The sequence below is a fragment of the Streptomyces sp. NBC_00414 genome (assembly GCF_036038375.1).
In the GTDB taxonomy this organism is placed as follows: Bacteria; Actinomycetota; Actinomycetes; order Streptomycetales; family Streptomycetaceae; genus Streptomyces.
This window is the reverse complement of record NZ_CP107935.1, coordinates 4,652,016-4,669,151: the sequence shown is the minus strand read 5'-3', so window position 1 is coordinate 4,669,151 and position 17,136 is coordinate 4,652,016. Positions and strand designations below refer to the sequence as shown.

Genomic DNA, 17,136 nt, shown 5'->3' with positions numbered 1-17,136 from the left:
GGCCTGCTGTGCGCGGTGACTTGGAGTGGGAGACGATCCCGGGGCTCGTGCGAGCGGCGGCCGAGCGGTACGCGGACGTGGAGGCGGTCGTGGAGGGCCGTACCCGGGTCACGTACGCGGAGCTGGGTGCCCGGGTGGAACGCGCGGCGGCGGCCTGCGTCGCGAACGGCGTGGCACCCGGTGACCGGGTGGCCATCTGGGCGCCCAACACCCTGGAATGGATCGTGTCCGCTCTGGGCGCGGTCTCGGCGGGCGCGGTCCTCGTCCCGCTGAACACCCGCTTCAAGGGGGCGGAGGCGGCGTACGTCCTGTCCCGGAGCCGGACGAAGCTGCTGTTCGTGACGGGCACGTTCCTGGGGACCTCGTACGTGGCGTCGCTGCGGCGGGCCTGCGCCGAGGAGCCGGCCGATGCGGGCCCCGGTTCGAGCCCGGGTTCGGGCCCGGGTTCGGGCCCCCTCCCGGGTCTTCCGCATCTGGAACAGGTGGTGGTCCTGTCCGACGACGCCCCCGCCGACTTCCGCACCTGGAAGGACTTCCTGGCGAGCGGGGACGGGGTGGGGCAGGACGAGGTACGGGCCCGGGCCTCGGCCCTCGACCCGTCGGCCCCCTCGGACATCATCTTCACCTCGGGCACCACGGGCCGCCCCAAGGGCGCCGTGATCAGCCACGCGCAGACCCTGCGGGCGTACGACGTGTGGTGCGAACTGGCCGGTCTGCGCGAGGGCGACCGCTATCTGATCGTGAACCCCTTCTTCCACACCTTCGGCTACAAGGCGGGCGTGATCGCCTGCCTGATGCGGGGCGCGACGATGATCCCGCAGCCGGTCTTCAACGTGGACACGGTCCTGGCCAACATCGCCTCGGAACGCATCTCGGTGCTCCCCGGCCCGCCCACCCTCCACCAGTCCCTCCTGGACCACCCGAACCGTGACGCGTACGACCTCTCGGCCCTGCGCCTGGTGGTGACGGGCGCGGCGGTCGTGCCGCTGCTCCTGGTGGAGCGGCTGCGGGCGGAGCTGGGTGTGGGCACGGTCCTCACCGCCTACGGCCTCTCCGAGGCGAGCGGGATCGTCTCGATGTGCCGCCGCGGCGACGAGCCTGGCGTGATCGCGTCCACGTCCGGCCGCGCGATCCCCGGCACGGAGGTGAGGGTGGTGGACACGGAGGGCGGGACGGTCCCCGCGGGCACCCCGGGCGAGGTCCTGGTCCGCGGCTTCAACATCATGCGCGGGTACTACGAGGACGCCCGCGCCACCTCGGAGGCGATGACCCCGGACGGCTGGCTCCGCACGGGCGACATCGGTGTCCTGGACGGGGCCGGCAACCTCCGGATCACCGACCGCATCAAGGACATGTTCATCGTCGGCGGCTTCAACGCGTACCCGGCGGAGATAGAGCAGCTCCTGGGCCTGCACCCGGACGTCGCGGACGTGGCGGTGATCGGCGTCCCGGACGCCCGGCTCGGCGAGGTCGGCAAGGCGTATGTCGTCCGGCGGCCGGGCGTGGCGCTCACCGGCGACGACCTGACCGCCTGGGCGCGCCGCGAGATGGCGAACTACAAGGTGCCCAGGACGGTGGAGTTCGTGGGTGAACTGCCGCGGAACGCGAGCGGGAAGGTCGTGAAGGGGGAGCTGCGGAGGCGCCGTTGAGGGGCCCTGCCTGCTCTTGACGCTGTTGGCGGGTCCGGCGAGGCGAGTGTGTGGTGGTACGTCTTCGATCAGCGGTCGATGGCGGCCATGCTGTCCGCGTCGTAGCGCTCGCCGGAGGCCGGGGGCAGGTCGTTCAGGCGGGCGACGTGGCCGGCAGTGAGCTCGATGTGGTCGGCGGCGGCGTTCTCCTCCAGCCGGGCGACTCGCTTGGTGCCGGGGATGGGCGCGATGTCGTCACCCTGGGCGAGCAGCCAGGCCAAGGCGACCTGTGCGGGCGTGGTGTCGATCTCGGCGGCTACGGCCCGGACCTCGTCGACGATTCGCAGGTTGCGTTCCAGGTTGCCGTCGGCGAAGCGGTGGTTGGTGCGGCGCCAGTCGTCGGTGTCAAGATCGTTCAGGGAGCGGATGTCGCCGGTCAGGAAGCCACGGCCGAGCGGGGAGTACGGCACGAAGCCGATACCCAGTTCGCGCAGGACGGGCAGGATCTCGGCCTCCGGGTCGCGGGTCCACAGGGAGAATTCGGACTGGACCGCGGTGACCGGATGCACGGCGTGAGCGCGGCGGATCGTGTCGGGGCCGGCCTCGGACAGGCCGATGTGGCGGATCTTGCCTTCGGCCACCAGTTCGGCCAGCGCGCCGACGGTCTCTTCGATGGGCGTGCCGGGGTCCACCCGGTGCTGGTAGTAGAGGTCGATGTAGTCGGTACCCAGGCGCTTCAGTGATCCCTCCACGGCCAGGCGGATGTTGGCCGGGGTGCTGTCCGGAGCCGTGCCGCCGGTGTGGGAGAGCAGTCCGAACTTGGTGGCCAGCACGACCTCGTCCCGGCGCCCCTGCACGGCCCGGCCGACCAGCTCCTCGTTGATGAAGGGGCCGTACCCCTCGGCGGTGTCGACATGGGTGACCCCGAGATCCAGAGCGCGGTGGATCGTGCGGATCGACTCGTCGTCGAACTGGCCGGCGCCGGTGTAGAACGCCGACATTCCCATGGCTCCGAGACCGATGCGCGAGACCTTGAGGCTGCCGAGCGAAGTGATTTTCATGGCGCGGACTTCCCTTCCCATTACTTAAGTACCGGTCGGTGCGGAACAATAACACATCAAGACCGTCCGGTACTGAACTCCTTTCGCCGCCTGGGGAGGATGAAACTGCTGGTCAGCGCAGATCTGTACCGAGGGGTACGCTTGTGGCATGGGTGACTCACGTGGGGCCGTCATGGGTCGGCCTCGGGGATTCGACATCGACCAGGCGCTGGAACGGGCGATGCGGGTGTTCTGGGCGCGAGGGTACGAGGGCGCAAGCCTCGCTGAACTGACCGGCGCCATGGGGATCACCAAGACGAGCGTGTATGCGGCCTTCGGCAACAAGGAGCAGTTGTTCCGCAAGGCCCTCCAGCGCTACGGCGCGGGGCCGGCCGCCTATGTCGCGCGCGCCCTGGAGGAGCCCACCGCACGGGCTGTGGCCCTGGCGTTCCTCCGCGGAGCGGTCCGCACCACGACCCCTCCCGGCGGCCCCTCCGGGTGCCTGGCCGTGCAGGGTGCGCTGGCGTCGAGCGACGAGAGCCGGGTTGTCCACGACCTGCTCGTCGACTGGCGCAACGACGCCGGGGCCCACCTTGAGGAGCGCTTCCGGCGCGCCGTCGACGAGGGTGATCTTCCGCGCGGTGCCGAGCCTCGGCGTCTTGCCCGGTTCGTCATGACGATCGGTTTCGGCATCGCGGTGCAGGCCGCCAACGGCCTCGGTCCCGCCGAGCTCGATGAGATCGTCGACACGGCGCTGCTCGGCTGGCCTGCATAGCGGCTGCACCCCTTGGCTCGCCCTGGTGAGGCGTTCTCCGCGCATGGGGGCCGTGACGGTGCGGCAAAACTTCGGTACCGTTCGGGACAGAAGTATCGGACAGTGGTTCCTCCCCTGCCGACGATCACCGCGACGACGCCGTCGAGGGCCGTCGCGAAACACCGCGCATGACCTCCGCTCCGGGGGCCGAAGAAGGAGATCATGTCCGACACCGACACCGACACCGACACCGACACCGACCTGCGCGAGTTCTACCTGCGCTACATCGGGGCGCTCAACGCCCACGAGATCTCCCGCATGGACGAGTTCATCAACGACGAGACCACCCTGAACGGCGAGCGGGGCACTCGGGACCAGGTCGTCGCTGTGCTGAACAGCGACATCGACGCGGTCCCGGACTTCCACTGGGAGCCCCGGGAGATCGCGGTCGATGGTGATCGCCTGGCCGCCCGTCTGACCAACACGGGCACGCCCGCCAAGGAGTGGCTCGGCGTGGCTCCTACCGGCGCCTCGTTCGAGATCGTCGAGTACGCCATCTATCAGGTCCGTGACGGGCGGTTCGTGCACATGACGGCCCTGCACGACGCCGAGACCCTGAGGCGGCAGCTCGGTGCCTGAGGCCCGTAAGCCGATCGGCGTCGGCATCGTCGGCCTGAGCGCCGCGGGAGGCTGGGCGGCCGGGGCCCATCTGCCCGCGCTGAGCGCCGTCGACGGGATCGAGCTTCGCGCGCTGGCGGCGAGCTCCGAAGCCTCGGCCCAGGCCGCGGGAGCGGCGTACGGCGTACCCGCGTACACGTCGGTCGAGCAGCTCGCCGGCGACGAGAACGTCGACCTCGTCGTTGTCGCCGTCAAAGTGCCCCAGCATCGCGAACTCGTGTTGTCCGTGCTGAAGGCGGGAGTGCCGGTGCTCTCCGAGTGGCCGCTCGCCGCCGACCTGCGCGAGGCCGAGGAGATGGAGCGTGCCGCCGGGACGACGCGCACCTTCGTCGGTCTTCAGGGACGCTCCTCGCCCACCTTCCGCTGGCTGGCCGACCTCGTGTCCGAAGGATTCGTGGGGGAAGTGCTCTCCGCCACCGTCGTGGCGTCTTCGACCGAATGGGGCACTCCGGTGTCTCCGGACATGGTCCACACGCTCGACCGCAAGCTCGGGGCCACGATGCTGACCATCGCGTTCGGACACGCGATCGACCTGGTGTCGATGGTCGTCGGCGAGCTTCAGGAAGTGGTCGCCACGACCGCGACCCGGCGCCGCCAGGTTCCCCTCGGACTCACCGGGCAGGTCGTTCCGATGACCGCCGAGGACCAGATCGCGATCTCGGGCACCGTGGCGGGCGGGGCGATCCTGTCCGTCCACCACCGTGGAGGCGCGGCATCAGGCGCAGGGTTCTCCCTGACCATCGACGGCACGGAGGGGAGACTTGAGATCACCGGCGCAGAGTTCCCGCACATCGGTCCGGTCACGGTGCGTGGCACACGCGGCGGCGGTCGGCCTAGGAAGGTCACGCTGCCCAGTGGCTACGACGACCATCCCGGCCTGACCGGAACAGCGATCCACACTCTGGCGCACGCCTACGCCGCGATTCGGGACGACCTCATCCACGGAACGGCTGTCGCCCCGGACTTCACCCACGCAGTCAAGCGCCACCGGCTCCTTGACGCGATCGTACGGTCCGCCGCCACGGGCCGACGAAAAGCCCTCCATCCTTAGCCGCGCGGCCAGGCGATTGCGACACCGTCCGACATCACTTCGCCACATCGGCCCCTGCCATGTGTGCCGGCGTGCTCGCCCTCGCCCGTCGCCTGCTGGACGACCCGGCCTCGCCGTACACCGAGGTCCGCTTCGCCGGGCTTCGGCTCGCCGAGTGCCTGTCGGACGCCCTGCGCGTCGACGGAGTTCCCTGGTCATGACCGCCCGCCATCCCCGTCATTCGCGCTATTCGCGGGCCGACAGCGCGTGGGCCGGTGCCGTGCGCAGCGCCTGCCGGGTGGGGAGTTCGACCGTGACGAAGGCCGTGCAGATCACGGTCAGCGCGACGGCCGGGAGCAGCCACAGCGGGCCGGCGGGCCAGGGCCGGTCCAGGAAGCCGATGCCGAGCAGTGCGAGGGGGATCGCGGACAGCAGCAGTCCGGTGACGAGGGCGCCGATCCCGATCACCGCGGCCTCGCGGCGCATCATCGCGAGGATCTGGCGCGGGGTCGTGCCGTTGAGGCGGAGCGTGGCGATCTCGTGGCGCCGCTGGGCGGTCGTGGCGACCAGCTTGTTGGCGATGCTGAGGAGGAGGTAGCCGAGGAGCACGATGATGGTGGCCAGGTTGATCCAGACCGTCGCCGGCGCGTCGCTCAGGCTGTCGCCGCCTCCGGTGTCGGTGGACTCCACGGCCAGCCCGGGGCGGGACGCGGCGAGCGCGGTGAGGCCGCGCTCGGCGGCGGCGGTGCCGTCGGTGCGTACGAGAATGCTCTGGTCGAGGCCGGCCGTGGTGTGGCCTTCTGCGAGGTCGTGGGAGACGGCGACCGGGCCGAAGCCGAGGCCGCGGTCGTAGACGGCGACGACCTCGGGCCTGACCGTGCTGCCGTCCCCGAGGACCAGGTCGATCCGCTTGCCGACACCGGCGTCGCGGGAGCGGGCCACCTCGCTGTCCACGGCGACCGTGTCACCGGTGAGCCGGGCCAGGCTGCCGTCCCGTACCCCGAGGTCCAGGACGTCCGGCGCGGCCGGAGTGAGGATCATCGCCGAGCTCGACTCGACCTCCGGTTCGCCGAACATCTCGTACTCCCACACGACCGTCGTGCTGCCGGCCGGGGCCGCCGCCCGTACGCCGTCGGTCTTCTCGACGGCGGCCAGGGTGCCGGCGGGCACGCCGCCGAGTCCCGGCGCGGTCAGCCGCTGCTGGGCGAGGGTGCCGGTGCGGGTGTCCTGCGCGGTGGCGCTCATGACGGTCGTCTGGGCCAGGGTGTAGGTCAGGACGAACACCACCGCCATGGCGAGGGCGCTGACGACCCCCGAGAGCCGCAGGGCGTACCCGCGGACGTTCGCCACCGCGAGCCAGGTCGGGGCCGAGACCCCGGGCCGCAGCCGCCGGGCCGCCGTGTCACCGACGCCCTTGACCAGGGCAGGGCCCGCCAGGGCCAGCCCGATCGCGCCGATGATGCCGGCCATGGAGGTGGCCGCCGCGCCGAGGACCGTACGGCTCAGCAGCGGCACCGCCGAGAGGCTCATGGCGGCGACGATCAGCAGCAGCCCGGCGCGCGCCCGGATCTTCGACGGGGTACGGGGTTCGCTGCGCGACTCCGCGACCGCCTCGGTGGCCGGCATGCGCGAGGTGCGCCACGCGGCGCTCCGGGCCGACACCTGGACGGCGAGGCCCAGGAGGAGGACGGCGGCGAGCGCGGGCAGCGGGCTGTAGGTGAGCGGCAGGGCGTCCGGGATGACCTCGCGGTCGACGAGCAGCCGCCGGAACTGCCCGGCCAGCAGATAGCCGAGGCCCACGCCGGGTACGACCGCCACGGCGGCGATGACCGAGGCCTGGGTGGCCGCGAGTCGCCTGATCTGCTTCGGGGTGGCGCCGACGGCCCGCATCAGGGCCAGGTCGCGGCGCTGGCCGCCGATCGACACGGCCAGGGCGCTCGCCAGCACGAACCCGATGATCATCATGATGATCCCGGAGAGCGAACCGGCGAGCAGGATCAGCAGCGAACGGGCCGCGCCCGCGCCGGGGGAGGCGATGTCCCCGCGTTCGGAGCCGGTGGAGGCGATCAGGTCGGCGCCCGCCTTGCCGGAGGTGGTCGTGCCTGCCTTCCTGATGGTCTCGCGGGCCGCGTCGGCCACCGACTTCTCGGCGCCGGGCTCGGTGCGCAGGCCGACCAGGTCCACGGTCCCGGCACGCTCTCCCGTGTCGCGCCCGGACAGCCGCAGGGCCGTCGGATCGGCGAACAGGAGACCGGCGCCCGGGGCGTCGACCACGGCCGTGACGCGGTACGCGGTGGCGGACCGGCCGGCCGCGACGACCTCGACCCGGTCGCCGACCCGGACACCCGCGGCCTCGGCGGTCGCCCTGTCCAGCGCCACCTCGCCGGTCCCGGACGGCTTGTCGCCGTCGACCTTCGGGTCCGCGAGCAGCTTCGTCGAGGACCAGCCGTGACCGGCCGCCTGCGGTTCCTCGACCGGTACGACCCGGCCGTCGGCGTCGATCACCGCGGCGGGGAAACCGACGTCGCCGACCGCGGCGCTCACGCCGGGCAGTTCCGCGAGCCGGTCGACCAGCCCGGCCGGGACCGTGCCGCGCTCCGGGAGCGCGATCGGCAGGTCGCCCGGCGGATGGAAGCTCTGGTCGGTGGAGACCACGACGTCGGCTCCGGCGAGCCGGCCGGCGGGCAGCTGGGAGCGCAGACCCGACTCGGCCAGGATGCCCGTGCCGGTGATCAGTGCAGCGCCGCCGAGTACCGCGCACGCCACCGCCAGCAGGGCGGTGATCCGGTGTCCTGCCATACGGACCGCGAGATGCAGCATGGTTCTAGACCTCTCCCAGCTTGACGAGACGGTCGGCCAGTTCGGGGGCGGTGGGCCGGTACAGGCGTTCGACCACCCGGCCGTCGGCCATCACCAGCGCGTGGTGCGCCTGGGCGGCGGCGGCCGGGTCGTGGGTGACCATCACCACCGTCTGGCGCAGTTCGTCGACGAGTTCACGCAGCAGGCCGAGCACCTCGTGGGCGCTGCGCAGATCCAGCGCGCCGGTCGGTTCGTCGGCGAACACGACGGCGGGCTTGGCCACCAGCGCCCGTACGATCGCGGCCCGTTGCTGCTGGCCGCCGGACAGCTCGGCGGGCCGGTGCGACAGCCGGTCGCCGAGGCCGACCCGGTCCACCAGCGTCCGCAGCCACTCGCGGTCCGGGGCCCGTCCCGCGAGGCGCAGGGGCAGCGTGATGTTGTCGGCGATGCTGAGGGCGGGGACCAGGTTGTAGGACTGGAACACGAAACCGATGTGCTCGCGGCGCAGTTCGGTGCGGCGGGTCTCGTTGAGCCCGCCGATCTCGCGCTCGCCGATGCGGATGCTTCCCGAGGTGGGGGAGTCGAGGCCGGCGGCGCAGTGCATCAGCGTGCTCTTGCCGGACCCGGAGGGCCCCATCACGGCGAGGAACGTGCCGTGCTCCACGGTCAGCGACACGTCGTCGAGGGCGCGGACGCCTCCCGCGTACGTCTTGCTGACGTTCGCCAGCGTGATGGCCGGAGCGGTCGGCGCCGCCATCGGGTGGCCGGCTCCCGCGAGGACCCCGCTCATCGCCGGCCCCGCAGGTGACGCACGACGAGCACCGACGCGCTGAGCCCGGTGACCGCGCCGCAGACCAGGTGGACCTGGGTGGACGCGGCGCTGTACGAGGCCGCCATGTTGCCGACGGTGCTGACGACCAGCACCAGCCACAGCACGCCACGCACGAAGCGGTCCCAGGTGATGGCCTCCCGGCCGGCGTCCTGCCCCGCCGGGTCCGTGCTCTCGGTGAGGTCTTCGAGGCGGTAGGGGTCCGTCGTCGTCATCGCTGTCCCTCTTCGGAGTCTTCGAGCTCTTCGGACCCTGCGCGGTCCTCGCCGCGGGTCTCGCTGTCGTGCTTCGAAGTTACGGATCAGGGCCCTGCCCGGCCGAGCCCGCCAGCAGCCCGAGTGGGGGTACAGCAGGCTGTACCTCTACGCTCCTGCCACGGCCGTGAACCGGTCGCCCGCACAGGGATCTTGGCGAGCGGGTAACGGGAGAGGAGGGGCGGATGCCGACCTCGAACCGGCACGACGTACCGGACGAGGGTGGCGGGGGCAGGCCCGGGATCCGGGCCGCCGTGGTCCGGGCTGCCGGTGCGGCCGTCGCCGCTCTGGAACAGCTCGTCGGCGGACTCGGTACCGCGCTGATGGCGCTGCTCGTGCTGCTCTGGGCGGCCGTGACCGCCGTGACGTCCCTGGTGGGCGTCGGACTGCTGATGGCACCGCTCGTCCTGCGTGCCCTGCACTCGCTCGCCGGACGCGAACGCGACCGGCTCGGCCGTTGGGGACCCGAGGTCATCGGCCCGGACCCCGCGCCGACCCGGCTGCGGCCCGCCGTCGTCGACCCGACCACGCGCCGCGAACTGCGCTGGCTGGCCCGGCACGCCTCGCTCGGACTGCTGCTCGGCCTCGGTGGTCTGCTGCTGCCGCTGCTGGCCCTGCGCGACGCGCTCTTCCCGCTGTACTGGCGGCTGCTGCCGGAGGGTGCGACCAGTACGTCCCTGGGGATAGGGGTCGCGCAGACCTGGGCGGACGCGACCGCCGCCGCCCTGCTGGGGCTCGGCTGGACCGCCATCATCCTCGGTCTCAGCCCCGGCATGGCGCGGCTCCAGGCCGGGCCGGGACGCGCCCTCCTCGCGGCCGGGCCCGACACCGACCTGTCCCTGCGCGTCGCGGAACTCACCGCCACCCGGGCCGCCGCCCTGGACGCCCACGCCACCGAACTGCGCCGTATCGAGCGCTCGTTGCACGACGGCACCCAGAACCGGCTCGTCACCGTCACCGTGCTCCTCGGCGCCGCGCGCCGCATGGTGGCCCGTGACCCGGCGGGCGCCGACGAACTCCTCGAACGGGCCCAGAGCGCCGCCGAGCAGGCCCTGTCCGAGCTGCGCTCGGTGGCCCGGGGCATCCTGCCGCCCGTACTGGCCGACCGGGGACTCGCCGGAGCGCTCACCGGACTCGCCGCGAGCTGCCCGGTGCCCTGCCGGATCGACGTGGAGGCACCCGGGCGGTGCGCCGCGTCCGTGGAGGCGACCGCCTACTTCGTGGTCGCCGAGACACTCACGAACATCGCCAAGCACAGCGGCGCGCGGCAGGCGGGAGTCACGGTCCGCAGCCGTGGCGGCCGGCTGCTGCTGGACATCACCGACGACGGCCGGGGCGGCGCCGACGAGACGGGCGGCTCCGGGCTCACCGGCATCCGCAACCGGATCGCCGCCCACGACGGCACCCTCGAACTGGCCAGCCCGCCCGGCGGCCCGACGACTCTCAAGGTGGAACTGCCATGCGGATTGTGATCGCCGAGGACGACGCGCTGCTGCGGGAGGGGCTCGCCCTCCTGCTGCGCGCCGAGGGCCTCGACGTGGTGGGAACGGCCGGCACCGGCGACGGCATCCTGGAGGCCATCGACACCCACAAGCCGGACGTCGCCATCCTCGACGTACGGATGCCGCCGACGCACACCGACGAGGGGATCGTCGCCGCCGTCGAGGCCCGGCGGCGCAGGCCCGATCTGGCGGTCCTCGTGCTCTCCGCGTACGTCGAGCAGTCCTTCGCCACGGAGTTGCTCGTCGGCGGGGTGACCGGGCTCGGCTATCTGCTCAAGGAGCGGGTCGGGCGCGTCGAGGAGTTCCTGGACGCGCTCAACCGGGTGGCGGCCGGCGGCACGGCCATCGACCCTGAGGTCGTCGCGCAGCTGTTCACCCGCAGCCGCCAGGACACCCGCCTGGAGAGGCTCAGTCCGCGCGAGCGCGATGTGCTGGGGCTGATGGCCGAGGGGCTCGGCAACGGCGCCATCGCCGAACGCCTCGTCGTCACCGAGGGCGCCGTCCACAAGCACATCCGCAGCATCTTCGCCAAGCTCGACCTGTCACCCGCCGACCAGGTGGACCGGCGGGTCGCGGCGGTCCTGCGCTACCTCGACGACGCCCGCCGCCGCAACTGACGTACCGTCACCAGGCCCTGATCGCAGCCATGTTGTACGAGGTCGGGGCCGGTCCGGTACAGCAGGCACCACCCGCGTGGGGGTGGAAGCCCCCCTTCCGATCGACCTGCCTGCTTGATCGTGACGCACAGCCGGAGTTCCTAGCGTGGTCGTCACACCGCAACGACCGCCCGACCGACAGGCGAGGAGCCCGCGACCCATGAAGACCAAGACCACCTCCCGAGTGCTGGCCACGACACTGGTGACCGCGCTGGCCGGTATCGGCCTCACCCTGCCCGCCGCGGGCGCGACCGGGTCCGCGCTCGAACCCGCGGTCAAGCCCGCGCACGGCACATCGCACAGCAGGCTGCAGGCGGACGTGGACGCGATCATGAAGACCGGGACGGTGGGAGTGGTCGCCCGGTCGACGGGACCGCGGGGCTCCCGCACCGCCACCGGCGGGGTCGCCGACACGGTCACGGGCGAGGCCGCGCGCGCCGGTGACGGATTCCGGATCGCCAGCGCCAGCAAGACGTTCGTCGCCACGGTGGTGCTGCAACTCGTCGGCGAGGGACGCCTGTCGCTGGACGACACCGTGGAGCACTGGCTGCCCGGAACCGTCTCCGGCCACGGCAACGACGGCGGCGCGATCACCGTACGGCAGCTGCTCCAGCACACCAGCGGACTGTTCGACTACACGGGGGACTTCCCCGTGCTCACCGGCAAGGCCGCCTACGAGGCCGGCCGCTACACCACCTGGACACCCGAGCAGCTGGTCGGCATCGCGATGAAGCACGCCCCGAACTTCGCGCCCGGCGACGGGTGGAGCTACTCCAACACCAACTACACCCTCGCCGGAATGATCATCGAGAAGGTCACCGGGCGCACCTGGCAGCAGGAGGTCACCGCGCGCGTCATCCGCCCGCTGGGCCTGCGCCACACCCTCGCCCCGACGACGGACTCCCGGATGCCCGGGCGCCACCTGCACGGCTACTCCGGCTTCGGGGAGGCGGGGGACCCGATCGACGTCACCGAGTTCAACCCCTCGGCGGCCGGTGCGGCGGGCGCCATGATCAGTACGACGGCCGATCTGACCCGCTTCTACCAGGCGCTCCTCGGCGGCCGGCTGCTGCGCCCGGCGGAACTGACGGCGATGAAGACGACCGTACGGGCCCCGGAGCTGGACCCCGGGTGGGCCGGCGCCCGCTACGGCCTCGGCCTGATGGAGATCCCGCTGACCTGCGGCGGCTCCTACTACAGCCACGGCGGCGACATCCCCGGCTACACCACCCGAGACGGCGTCACCGCCGACGGCCGCCGAACGGTGGTCCTGAACGCGACAGGCGACGGCTCCTCGGACTCCTCCACCCAACAGTCCCAGAACACCCTGATCGACAACGAACTCTGCGCATAACAAGCCACACAAGGGGCGCGGGGAACTGCGCGAGTCCAGCGACAACGGCCCGCACATGCGATCTGGCCCCGGCTCTTGAGGGGCGCGGGGAACTGCGCGAGTCCAGCGACAACGGCCCCGCATATGCGATCCGGCCCCGGCTCTTGAGGGGCGCGGGGAACTGCGCGAGCGGACCCGCACATCCCACCCGGCCAAGCCTGGAAGGGCCGCGAGGCGGCGCCCCGGGCCGCGACAACCCCGCCCCGTGGACACGCAACCGCTCAGCCCCGGCTGAGCGACTCCCGCGCCGCCGCCCGAAGCGCGTGGATCTCGTCCCGAGCTCCCCGCCGAGCGGGAGCCCCCCGCCCCACGGCCCCCACCGTGTGCTCGGCCTTGCGAAGCCGCGCCGCCGTGGACGGAAACCGCGCGATCTCCACGGTGACGGCCCAGTTGTCGAGAAGCTGGATGATCGGCCCGAGACTCCCGGTGCGCGCGGCGACCGCGATGGCCCCGTCGGTCTCCCGCTCCAGCTCGGCCAGCCGATGCGGGGCAACACGGAGGACGGCCGCGCGAAGGGCGCCGGGTGTCCGTTCCGGCCGCGGAACGAGAGGTCTGCCGGGCTCGATGGGCTGTGCTGTCATCGTGCTGCGCAGAGTACGGCGTGCGGGCGGTCCCCGCGAGGGGCTGAGCACACCGGCGGCGACTTCCGGCCGTACCGCGGACGCCCGCCGGGCACGACGAAGGGCCGAGCCGGGTGGATGCCGCGGACTCGGCCCTGCCGTGGTGGCGGTCCGTCAGGGCGCCGGGACGGCCGGTACGGTCACGGTCACGGTCGCGGTGTCGTCCGGCGCGGGCACGGGCATGGAGTTGTCGGCCAGTGCCGGGCTCGCGGCCACGGCGCCGACGCCGAGTATCAGGGTGAGCGTGGTGAGGAACCTCTGTGCGCGGGTCATACCGACTCCTGGGTGAGAGGGAACCGCCGACGCCGAAGAACGCCGGTCCGGTGTTCGGGTGTTACGTCCCGCCGCATCGAAACGGTTCGCGCCGCCGATCGGCCGGATCCTGCCCCGGACAGACTTCGGCCGCGGTGGCTCCCCCTCCGCGCCACCGCGGCCGATCCCCGTCGGGAGATTGGTCTACTTGCCGCCGTCGAGGCCCAGGGCGGGCGGGGCGGGCATGCCGTTGTCCAGTGTCCGGATGTCGCTCTCGGCGGGAGGAGTGGGCATCCCGTTGTCGAGCGGGGTGACGACCGGGTCCTCGGCGGGAGGCGTGGGCATCCCGTTGTCGAGCGGAGTGGCCACCGGGTCCTTCGCCGGCGGCGTGGGCATCCCGTTGTCCTGCGTCGTCGCGGTGGGGTTCGTGTCCTTCGTCCGGTCGCTCATGTGCTGGTCCTCCGTTGTGTTGACGAGTGAGGAACGCCCGCCCAGAGACTCCCCCGAGGGCCGCTGGACGGGCGTTCGGAGCCGCACATCAGCCGGTTTGGCTCCTGGTCAGACCGTCTGCCCCCCGACGCGACGGTGTGACAGATATGAGAGTGCCGCGCGGAGATAAACGAATGCTGAACGTCCGCAACAGCATGGTCACGGGCCTGGCGGCTACGCGGCCGTGGCAGGTGTGAGCAGTGCCCGGACCTCCTCGGCCTGTGCGGAGCCGCCGTTCTGCTCCAGCAGGTTGAGCGCCTCGCGCCAGCAGGCCCTGGCCCGGTCCACCTGCCCCAGCATGGTGAGTGCCCGGCCGAGCAGCGTCAGCACGACGCCCTGCATCCGGTCGCCCCCGATACAGCCGAGCGCGAGTGCCTGCTCGGCGTGCTGGGCGGCCTGGGCGGGCCGCCGGGCGTCCAGATGCACCTCGGCCATGCGGAAGTTGGTGGTCCCCTCCCAGAGCCGCTGCCGGTGGCTGCCGAAGACGGACAGGGCGTCGGAGAGCTGGCTGAGCGACTCGGTGTGCCGGCCCGCCCTGGCCAGGGCGATGCCCAGGGTGAAGTAGCCGTTGGCGAGACGCAGGGTCTTGCCGATCTCCAGGTACGCCGAGAGGGCGCGCTGCGCGATCTCCACCGACATGGGGATGTTTCCCATTCCCAGGTGCGCGCGCGAGAGGTTGCACAGGCTGAGCGCTTCGAGCGGCTTGTTGCCGATCGCGGCGTATCCCTCTATCGCCCGCTCGAAGTACGGCTTGCCGCTGGCGAACTGGTCCTGGTGCATGAGCGTGAGCCCGCGGTCGTTGGCCGCCCAGCTCATGGCCATGGCGTCCTGGGCGGAGGCGGCCAGTTCCAGGGCGAGCTGGGCCTGCTCGGCCGCCTGCTGGATCCGCCCTGACACCAGCAGCGGGTGGGTCAGCGTGGTCCGCGCTCTGCCCTCCGCGTGGGCGTCCCCGGCGGCCCGTGTGGCGTCGCACATCGCCCTGGCGGTCGTCTCGTACTGATGGGAGTTGGCTCCCGACTCGGCGAGGTCCCTGGCGGCCCACAGCAGGTCCACCGCCCGCCGCAGCAGATCCGTACCCGCCGACTGCCGTACGCAGGCCAGCAGGGGCGCGGCCTCCGTGTAGAGCCAGTCGAGGGCGGCGCTGCCTCCCGAGAAGGTCAGCCCCGGGTACTCCGTGGTCTCCAGGTGGTCCACCAGCCGGTCGCCGGGCCGCTCGATCGCGTAGACGCCCGCGGCGGTGGCCAGGTAGAAGTCGAGCAGGCGCGACATCGCGGCGGCCCGCTCGCCCGGTGGCTGCTCGTCCCGCTCGGCGCAGGCACGCGCGTAGAGCCGGACCAGGTCGTGGTAGCGGTAGCGGCCGGGCGCGGCCGACTCCAGCAGCGAGGTGTCGACGAGGGACTCAAGCAGTTCCTCGGTCTCCTCGACGGGCAGGTCGAGGACCGCGGCGGCCGCCGCCAGGGACATGTCCGGGCCGTCCGCGAGACCCAGCAGCCGGAAGGCGCGGGCCTGGGCCGACTCCAGCTGCCCGTAGCCCAGCTCGAAGGTGGCCTTCACGGCCAGGTCGCCGGCCTGGAGCTCGTCCAGGCGGCGCCGCTCGTCCGCGAGCTTCGCCGCCAGGACCGAGACGGTCCAGGTGCGCCGGGCGGCCAGCCGGGAGGCGGCGATGCGGATGGCCAGCGGCAGGAAGCCGCAGGCCGCCACGACGTCCAGCGCCGACTGACGCTCCGACTCCACCCGTTCCGTACCGACGATCTTCGTGAAGAGCTGGAGCGCCTCCTCCGGCGACATCACGTCGAGGTCGACCAGGTGCGCGCCGGCCAGGTCGACCATCCGGACCCGGGAGGTCACCAGCGCGGCGCAGCCCTCGGTGCCGGGCAGCAGGGGCCGGACCTGGGCCGCGTCCCGGGCGTTGTCGAGGAGCACCAGGACCCGGCGGCCGTCCAGCACCGAGCGGTACAGGGCCGCCCGCTCCTCCAGGGAGTCCGGAATGGCCGAGTCCGCGGTGCCGAGCGCGCGCAGGAAGGCGCCCAGTACCGCCTCAGGCGCGGCGGCCCGCGAGCCCGCGCCCTGCAGGTCCACGTACAGCTGTCCGTCGGGGAAGGCCCCGCGGGCCTGGTGCGCGACGTGGACGGCCAGTGTGGTCTTGCCCACGCCGCCGATGCCCGCCAGCGCGGACACCGCCATCACGCGGCCCTCGGCGGTCGCGAGGACGTCGCACAGTTCGGACACGAAGGATGTGCGGCCGGTGAAGTCCGGGACGGTCGCGGGGAGTTGGGCCGGGCGTACCGGGGTGGCCGCGGTCTCGGTGACCAGCGGCGCCGAGGGTTCGGCGAGGCCGGGGTCGGCCTGCAGGATGCGCTGCTGGAGTTCCTGGAGGTCCGGGCTGGGGTCGACGCCCAGTTCGTCCGCGAGCAGCCGTCGGGTGTCCGCGTACGCGGCGAGGGCCTCCGCCTGCCGGCCCGAGCGGTACAGCGCCAGCATCAGCAGTTCGCGCAGCCGCTCCCGCAGGGGGTGCGCCGCGGTGAGCGCGGTGAGTTCCGAGACGGCCTCGGCGTGGCAGCCCTGTTCGAGGTCCATGTCCAGGCGTGTCTCGGTGAGCTGGAGCTTCCACTCCTGCAGCCGGGCGCGCTGGGCTTCCGCGTACGGGCCCGGAACGCTCGCCAGCTCTTCCCCGTCCCACAGGTTCAGCGCCTTGTTCAGCAGGGCGCGCGCGTGGCAGAGGTCGCCGCCGTTCTTCGCCTTCTCCGCGTCGGCCGCCAGCTCCTGCGCCAGGGCGAGGTCCAGGGTGCCGCCCCCGCCGGAGGCGTCGGTGAGCCGGATCGCGTAGCCGCCGGACTCGCTGACCAGGACGCCGGGGGAGAGGATCTTGCGCAGCCGGGAGGCGTACGTGCGTACGGCCGCCAGCGCCTGGGAGGGTGGATCGTCGCCCCACAGGGCGTCGATCAGCTCGCCTGCCGTGGCCGTCCGGCCCTCACGGATCAACAGGGCGGCCAGCAGGGCGCGTTGTTGAGGGGAGCCCGTGGGCAGCGCCTGTGCCCCGCGCCAGGCGCGCACCGGGCCGAGCACGCTGAAGCGCAGGGCCACCGATTCCTCGGGACTCCACTGCTCCGGTACCCGCGGTACACCGTCCATCGCTGTCCCCCTGCCGAACCGTCATGACAACCAGGCCAGTTTGCCTTGTTCATGGCGGATGCGTCAGCCGTGGGAGACAC

At 72.4% G+C, this 17,136-nt stretch carries 16 protein-coding genes; 8 read left to right on the top strand and 8 right to left on the bottom strand.

What is annotated here, in order from left to right; translation table 11 throughout:
• Nucleotides 1–8 precede the first annotated feature (8 nt).
• A complete protein-coding gene (locus OHS59_RS20040) occupies nucleotides 9–1,649 on the top strand; it encodes a fatty acid--CoA ligase family protein (RefSeq protein ID WP_328494784.1) in 1,641 nt (546 codons plus the stop codon).
• Between the two features lie 68 nt (nucleotides 1,650–1,717).
• Here the strand turns inward: OHS59_RS20040 and OHS59_RS20035 are convergent, their stop codons facing one another.
• Nucleotides 1,718–2,689, bottom strand: a complete 972-nt coding sequence (locus tag OHS59_RS20035) for an aldo/keto reductase (RefSeq protein ID WP_328494783.1) — start codon at nucleotides 2,687–2,689, stop codon at nucleotides 1,718–1,720.
• A 148-nt stretch (nucleotides 2,690–2,837) separates the two neighbouring features.
• On the opposite strand from OHS59_RS20035, the gene OHS59_RS20030 reads away from it, so the two are divergent.
• From OHS59_RS20030 to OHS59_RS20015, 4 genes are all read left to right on the top strand, one after another.
• Entirely contained in the window at nucleotides 2,838–3,443 is a 606-nt protein-coding gene (locus OHS59_RS20030) for a TetR/AcrR family transcriptional regulator (RefSeq protein ID WP_328494782.1), read from the top strand.
• Nucleotides 3,444–3,644: 201 nt separating this feature from the next.
• Entirely contained in the window at nucleotides 3,645–4,061 is a 417-nt protein-coding gene (locus tag OHS59_RS20025; protein WP_328494781.1) for an ester cyclase, read from the top strand.
• The gene (locus OHS59_RS20020) at nucleotides 4,054–5,151 is read left to right on the top strand and encodes a Gfo/Idh/MocA family protein (RefSeq protein ID WP_328494780.1); all 1,098 of its coding nucleotides are present in this window, start codon (nucleotides 4,054–4,056) and stop codon (nucleotides 5,149–5,151) included. The genes OHS59_RS20025 and OHS59_RS20020 overlap by 8 nt, the downstream gene beginning before the upstream one ends.
• A 59-nt stretch (nucleotides 5,152–5,210) precedes the next feature.
• Nucleotides 5,211–5,351 (top strand): hypothetical protein, encoded by a 141-nt coding sequence (locus OHS59_RS20015; protein ID WP_328499588.1) that lies wholly within the window; start codon nucleotides 5,211–5,213, stop codon nucleotides 5,349–5,351.
• Nucleotides 5,352–5,376: 25 nt separating this feature from the next.
• Here the strand turns inward: OHS59_RS20015 and OHS59_RS20010 are convergent, their stop codons facing one another.
• The 3 genes from OHS59_RS20010 to OHS59_RS20000 are packed head-to-tail and all read right to left on the bottom strand — an operon-like array spanning nucleotide 5,377 to nucleotide 8,973.
• Nucleotides 5,377–7,950, bottom strand: coding sequence for an FtsX-like permease family protein (locus OHS59_RS20010; RefSeq protein WP_328494779.1), 2,574 nt, complete (start codon nucleotides 7,948–7,950; stop codon nucleotides 5,377–5,379).
• Between the two features lie 4 nt (nucleotides 7,951–7,954).
• Complete coding sequence (locus OHS59_RS20005) at nucleotides 7,955–8,719, bottom strand: ABC transporter ATP-binding protein (protein ID WP_443061470.1); 765 nt, start codon at nucleotides 8,717–8,719, stop codon at nucleotides 7,955–7,957.
• Entirely contained in the window at nucleotides 8,716–8,973 is a 258-nt protein-coding gene (locus OHS59_RS20000) for a hypothetical protein (protein ID WP_328494778.1), read from the bottom strand. Before OHS59_RS20000 ends, OHS59_RS20005 begins: the two co-directional genes overlap by 4 nt.
• Nucleotides 8,974–9,197: 224 nt before the next feature.
• Here OHS59_RS20000 and OHS59_RS19995 point away from each other — a divergent pair, with 224 nt between their 5' ends.
• From OHS59_RS19995 to OHS59_RS19985, 3 genes are all read left to right on the top strand, one after another.
• Complete coding sequence (locus tag OHS59_RS19995; RefSeq protein WP_328494777.1) at nucleotides 9,198–10,484, top strand: sensor histidine kinase; 1,287 nt, start codon at nucleotides 9,198–9,200, stop codon at nucleotides 10,482–10,484.
• Nucleotides 10,472–11,131, top strand: coding sequence for a response regulator transcription factor (locus OHS59_RS19990; RefSeq protein WP_328494776.1), 660 nt, complete (start codon nucleotides 10,472–10,474; stop codon nucleotides 11,129–11,131). The genes OHS59_RS19995 and OHS59_RS19990 overlap by 13 nt, the downstream gene beginning before the upstream one ends.
• A gap of 199 nt (nucleotides 11,132–11,330) precedes the next feature.
• A complete protein-coding gene (locus OHS59_RS19985; RefSeq protein WP_328494775.1) occupies nucleotides 11,331–12,524 on the top strand; it encodes a serine hydrolase domain-containing protein in 1,194 nt (397 codons plus the stop codon).
• 260 nt (nucleotides 12,525–12,784) lie between these two features.
• Here OHS59_RS19985 and OHS59_RS19980 read toward each other — a convergent pair whose 3' ends face one another.
• From OHS59_RS19980 to OHS59_RS19965, 4 genes are all read right to left on the bottom strand, one after another.
• A complete protein-coding gene (locus OHS59_RS19980; RefSeq protein ID WP_328494774.1) occupies nucleotides 12,785–13,144 on the bottom strand; it encodes a DUF6247 family protein in 360 nt (119 codons plus the stop codon).
• Nucleotides 13,145–13,297: 153 nt separating this feature from the next.
• Entirely contained in the window at nucleotides 13,298–13,456 is a 159-nt protein-coding gene (locus OHS59_RS19975; RefSeq protein WP_328494773.1) for a hypothetical protein, read from the bottom strand.
• A gap of 183 nt (nucleotides 13,457–13,639) precedes the next feature.
• Complete coding sequence (locus OHS59_RS19970; protein WP_328494772.1) at nucleotides 13,640–13,885, bottom strand: hypothetical protein; 246 nt, start codon at nucleotides 13,883–13,885, stop codon at nucleotides 13,640–13,642.
• Nucleotides 13,886–14,098: 213 nt separating this feature from the next.
• Nucleotides 14,099–17,056, bottom strand: a complete 2,958-nt coding sequence (locus tag OHS59_RS19965) for an AfsR/SARP family transcriptional regulator (protein WP_328494771.1) — start codon at nucleotides 17,054–17,056, stop codon at nucleotides 14,099–14,101.
• Nucleotides 17,057–17,136: the final 80 nt, after the last annotated feature.